We start from the raw sequence: 6,106 nt of genomic DNA on the forward strand, positions 1-6,106 counted from the left end.
TTGACTTTTCGGGGGGGGGTGCTATAATATATGTAGTTTGTTTTATATATAATAGCGCCGAGAGGGGTTGAGTTATGCTTAAAAAGTTAAGAGTAATCATGATTGCGTTGTGCATTTGTGCGTGCGCGTTAGCTTTTGCCGCGTGTGATATGGGCGGCGGCAGTCAAAAGGATGACCGCTTATGCGTTACGTATCACACGAACGGCGGTTATATAGGCGGGGAAGAGAACGAAACGAGCGATTACGTTCGGGAAATAGAGCCGGACGAAATCGCGGATTACAAGCCCGCAACGGCGCGTAAAGACACGTGGCTTTTCGGCGGTTGGTTTACCGACGAATTATGTAATAACGAGTTCGACCCGTCTATGCTCGAGGAGCTTGCCGGCGAAGATAAAAAACTCGACTTGTACGCAAAGTGGACGGATACCGTAACCGTAACCAAAAAGAACTTTACCGAGTTTTTCTCTGTATATTCGCGTTGGAACGGCGGCGCTACGATAGGCAACGCGGCAATTACCGCAAAGTTTAAGCCCAAAATGGTGCTCGACCCCGCGTTTAGCGCGGAGAGCGTGGAAATAAGCGTAACGCCCGTGCTCACCAAAAACAATCAAACGGTGTGGAGCGGCAAAACCTCATCGATATATCTTAAAAGCTCCGAAGATTATTTTTACGACGGTTTGTTGAGGGTGGATAATTCCGCCGCGGGTATTGAGTTTAACCCGGTAGGTAAAACGCTTGATTGGGAGCTTGTAACGCCCTCGTTCGAGATAAAACTTTTGCACCGCGTACCGCTTACCGTAACTCTCGAAATCGGCGACGGAGCTACGTGCGACGAGTCCGAATTGAGTCTTAAGGGCGGCGACGTTATCGAAAAAGACGATTTGCCCGTGCCCGTAAAGAGTAAGCACAGGTTTATGGGTTGGTTCTCGGACGCGCAATTCCTAAACGAATATAAAGGCGGAGTAATTACGGTAAACAAAACGCTTTACGCAAAATTCGTGCGCGAAATAACGGTTACTTTCTATTCAAACGTCGGCAACGAAACAGAGCCGCGCAAATTTCTCAAAGGCGAAAGCATATTCAGTTCGGGCGACCCTGTGCGCGAAGGCTACAAGTTTCGCGGCTGGTATACAACGCCTACGTTCGACGAAGGCACTAAATTCAAATTCGGAACTATAGCCGGCGAAGAAGATATAAATCTATACGCGCGTTGGGATAAGATAAGCACCCTTACTTTCGATACCGTGGGCGGCTCGGCGATAGAGCCTATAAAGATTGCGGATAACGAAACGCCGAATATATTTCAAACTACGCAAAAAAGCGGGCTCGAGTTCGGCGGCTGGTATACCGACGCGGAGTATAAGAACAAATACGAAGCCCGCCCCATGAACGGCGACTTAACGCTTTACGCCCGTTGGTTGAAACGGGTTCATATTGAGGCGGAACAATTCGATAAATATATAGACGTAACTTTTACTCACGAGAAAAAGGAAAGCGTAATAGAACTTAAATTGACGGTATCGTTAAAGGAAGAATACCGTAAATATACCGTTTTCGTAGCGGCACATTGGCAGGTCGATTATCAAAAGACCGACGGCAGCGTAGGCAACGAGTTGTTTAAGAAAGCTACTAGGATAGATACCGAAAACGATATATTCGATACTACCGAAATTCTTGAGAGCAGTAGGTCGTTTGACGCTACGAGTTGGGAATTGAATATAATTAACAGTGCCGCTTACATACTTGTGCCCGAGAACGAATTGCAAGCAAAATAGTACAATATTACATTTTGAAAACATTTTGAAAAGCTTGACACAAAGACTTTCATAGCGTATACTATTGCGTAATAAAAACGCAAGGAAGTATATTGCAATGCAAAGAAAACTGCCGGCATATCCGCTGTTTGTAAAAGACCCCAACTTTTCTCTGTGGTCGGCGGGCGACTCTCTTGCCGAAACCGACGTTAAGAGTTGGTGGGGAGAGCGTAAGCCCGTATACGGCTTTGTAAAGACCGAGGAGGGAACTTTTTGTTTCCTCGGTAATTTTAACGACGTTAAAAATTGCGGCGTAAAGCGAGCCGAGCAAACGGCTGTGAGCGTAAGTTCGTTCACCACCGATTACGAATTCAAGGCGGGCAAAGCCGCGGTGAAAGTTTCTTTCGTTTCGCCGCTTCTTCTCACCGATACAGAGCTTACGTCTATGCCCGCGTGCTACATAAATTACGAGGTTAAAGGGGCAAAGAGCGCGGAGGTTTCGCTGTTTGTAAACCGCCGAATTTGCTATAACGATATCCGCGAAAATTCGGATAAAGAGGTGCGCGGCGGAGTTGTGCGCGGCAAGGGTTTCGAAGCGGCGTTTTTGGGGCTCAAGCGGCAGGCGTATTTATCCAACAACGACGACGCGATAGGCGCGGACTGGGGCTATTTCTATTTGGCTTGCGACTTTGCCCGCGTTACCGACGATATGGGCATGGCGGCGTATTTGTCGGCGGGGATAAAGGATTTTTCCTTTGACGGCGCGGAGAAATACATGGTTGCAACGGGCGGCAAAAGCGGAAGGATAATCATGGCGTACGACGATATCGTTGCGATAGATTATTTCGGCGATTTCCGCAAAACGCTGTATCTCGAAAATCACACCGTGCTCGACGCCATCGAGTACGTAACCGAAAAAGGAGACGAAATCGACGGCAGGCTCGCCGAGTTCGACTCCGAGCTTAAAGCCCGCGCAAAGACGGTGAGCGAAGATTATTACGCAATATTGGCGGCTTCGCTCAGGCAGAGCGTGGCGGCGCACAAGACGGTGCGCGACAAAGACGGCAACTTGCTGTTTTTATCAAAAGAAAACTGCTCCAACGGTTGCATAGCCACTGTGGACGTAAGTTATCCGTCTATTCCGCTCTTTCTCTTATATAATGTTGAGCTGGTAAAGGGCATGATGCGCCCCATACTCAAGTTTGCGGATATGCCCGTTTGGACTTACGATTTTGCCCCGCACGACGCGGGAACGTATCCCGCATGTTGCGGTCAGGTATATGCGGGAAAACGCGACGGAAGCGCGTATCACGCGAACTACACCAAAGACGGTTGGTGCCAAACTCATTTCCCGCTGTATTCGTTGCCCGCAAATTTCGACGCCTACGACATGAAATATCAGATGCCGGTAGAGGAGTGCGCCAACATGCTCGTGATGTTTGCGGCGTGCTACCGCTATGACGGCGATATATCCTTTTTCCGCGAAAACAAAGAGGTGTGCGCAAAGTGGGTGGAATACCTTGTGAAATACGGCTTAAAGCCCGAAAATCAGCTTTGCACCGACGACTTTGCGGGGCATTTGTCAAACAACTTAAATCTTGCTATAAAAGCTACGGTGGGCATAGGCGCGTACGCGCAGTTGCTTAAGGCGGACGGCGACGACGGCGCGGACGAATACGGTAAGATTGCAAAGGATTTCGCCGCAGAGATAACCGCGTTTTCCGCTAAGTTCGCGCACTCTCCGCTCACCTGGGACGGCGACGAAAACTCTTTCTCGCTCAAGTATAATCTCGCGTTCGACAAAATATTGAAACTGAATTTGTTCCCCGAGTCGCTGTACGAGAGCGAAACCGACTATTACGCCGAGATAAGCAACGAATTCGGCGTGCCGCTCGACAGCCGAAAGTCTTACACCAAATGCGACTGGATTTGCTGGGCTGCCGCGCTCACCGACAACGCGGAAAAGAAAGCCAAAATCATTGCGCCGTTGGCTCGTTTTCTCGTTGCTTCGCCCGTGCGAGTGCCGTTTACCGATTGGTACGATACCCAAACGGGCGCGCAGTGCGGATTTCAGGCTCGCAGTGTGGTGGGCGGCTGTTTCATACTGCTTATGAAATAAACTACGATAAACAAAAAAATATAAACGGAGGTAACAACAATGGCACAAGCAATCGAAATACCCTACAAGACCTATTTGACCGAAGAGGAGATGCCGCGCTACTGGTACAACGTGAAGGCTCACATGAAGGGCGGTCACGCTCCGTTTATAAACCCGCAAACTCTCAAGCCTTGCACCAAAGAGGATTTGCGCAATGTGTTTTGCGACGAGTGCATAGAACAGGAACTTAACGACACCGAAGAACTGATTGAAATACCCGAAGAAATTCGGAGTTTTTACAGAATGTTTCGCCCTTCTCCGCTCGTTCGCGCCTACTTTTTGGAGAAAGAGTTGGGAACGCCCGCCGAAATTTACTACAAGTTCGAGGGCAACAACACCTCGGGCTCGCACAAGCTCAATTCGGCGGCGGCTCAGGCGTACTACGCCAAAAAGCAGGGGCTTAAGTCCATTACCACCGAAACGGGCGCGGGACAGTGGGGCACGGCTTTGAGCATGGCGGCGGCTTTTTACGGGCTGGAGCTAAAAGTGTTTATGGTTAAAACGTCGAGCGAGCAAAAGCCGCATCGCAGAGAGGTTATGCGCACGTACGGCGCGACGGTTACGCCCTCGCCAAGCGACACCACCGAGGCGGGCAGAAAGATACTTCGCGAGTTTCCCGGCACGGGCGGCTCGCTTGGTTGCGCCATATCCGAGGCGGTGGAAACGGCTGTGAAAACCGATAACTGCCGCTACGTGCTCGGCTCGGTGCTCGACCACGTTTTACTGCATCAATCGGTGATAGGGCAGGAATGCAAAGCCGCGTTCGACAAATACGGCGTTGAACCGAACGTGATAATCGGCTGTTGCGGCGGCGGCAGTAATTTCGGCGGACTGATTGCGCCGTATATGGGCGAAAGACTGCAGGGAAAGAACGGTATCGAATTTATAGGCGTAGAGCCTGCGAGTTGCCCGTCGCTCACGCGCGGCAAGTTCGCTTACGACTACTGCGACTCGGCGCAGATAACGCCGCTTGCCAAAATGTATACGCTCGGGTGCGGGTTTATGCCGTCGCCCAACCACGCGGGCGGGCTTAGATATCACGGCATGAGCCCCGTTATTTCGCGCCTGTATCACGACGGTTTCATAAAGGCGGTTTCGGCGGAGCAGTCTAAGGTGTTCGACGCCGCGGTTAGGTTTGCCAAGTGCGAGGGAATACTGCCCGCGCCGGAGAGCAGTCACGCCATTAAAGCGGCTATCGACGAAGCCGAGAAATGCAAAAAGACCGGCGAGAAGAAGAGAATACTCTTCGGACTCACCGGCACGGGTTATTTCGATATGAGCGCGTACAAGCAATATAACGACGGCACTATGACCGACTACGTTCCCACGGACGAAGATTTGAAAAAGGGCTTTGCAAGCATACCGAATGTAAATATTTATTGAAGAAGGAGATTGCCACGTTCGTAAACTCGCTCGCAATGACAGCATCGTCCGACATGTCATTGCGAGGAGGACGTAGCCCGACGAAGCAATCCCCTGCATGAGAAAGGAATAGATACTGTACATGTTCCATGTATGGGATTGCCGCGCTCGTAAACTCGCTCGCAATGACATTGAAACCGAGGGGGGGGGATTGCCGCGGGTGCAAGCACCCTCGCAATGACAGGGAAACGAATATGTACCCTCGCAATGACGGGGAAACCGGGTTTTACATGTCATTGCGAGGAGCGGAGCGACGAAGCAATCTCAGCCATGAGAAAGGAATAGATGCTGTACATGTTCCATGTATGGGATTGCCACGCTCGTAAACTCGCTCGCAATGACAGCATCGTCCGACATGTCATTGCGAGAAGCGGAGCGACGAAGCAATCTCAAACATGAGAAAGCGGCAGATACTGTACTTGTTCCATGTATGAGATTGCCGCGCTCGTAAACTCGCTCGCAATGACATTGAAACCGAGGGGGGGGATTGCCGCGGGTGCAAGCACCCTCGCAATGACAGGGGAACGAATATGTACCCTCGCAATGACGGGGGAACCGGGTTTTACATGTCATTGCGAGGAGCGGAGCGACGAAGCAATCTCAGCCATGAGAAAGGAATAGATACTGTACATGTTCCATGTTGGGGATTGCCGCGCTCGTAAATTCGCTCGCAATGACATTGAAACCGAGGGGGGGATTGCCGCGGGTGCAAGCACCCTCGCAATGACAGGGGAACGAATATGCACCCTCGCAATGACAGGGGAACCGGGTT

3 protein-coding genes are annotated in these 6,106 nt (G+C 50.8%); all 3 read left to right on the plus strand.

What is annotated here, in order from left to right; all coding sequences use genetic code 11:
• The first annotated feature begins 74 nt into the window (after nt 1-74).
• The 3 genes from NFR55_RS09270 (at nt 75) to NFR55_RS09280 (ending at nt 5,295) form a co-directional block, all read left to right on the plus strand.
• Nucleotides 75-1,775 (plus strand): InlB B-repeat-containing protein, encoded by a 1,701-nt coding sequence (locus NFR55_RS09270; protein WP_251548471.1) that lies wholly within the window; start codon nt 75-77, stop codon nt 1,773-1,775.
• Nucleotides 1,776-1,872: 97 nt separating this feature from the next.
• Nucleotides 1,873-3,873, plus strand: a complete 2,001-nt coding sequence (locus NFR55_RS09275; RefSeq protein WP_251548472.1) for a glutaminase domain-containing protein — start codon at nt 1,873-1,875, stop codon at nt 3,871-3,873.
• A gap of 39 nt (nt 3,874-3,912) precedes the next feature.
• Nucleotides 3,913-5,295 (plus strand): TrpB-like pyridoxal phosphate-dependent enzyme, encoded by a 1,383-nt coding sequence (locus NFR55_RS09280; protein WP_251548473.1) that lies wholly within the window; start codon nt 3,913-3,915, stop codon nt 5,293-5,295.
• Nucleotides 5,296-6,106 lie beyond the last annotated feature (811 nt).

This window comes from Pumilibacter intestinalis, from assembly GCF_943193005.1.
In the GTDB taxonomy this organism is placed as follows: Bacteria; Bacillota; Clostridia; order Christensenellales; family Pumilibacteraceae; genus Pumilibacter; species Pumilibacter intestinalis.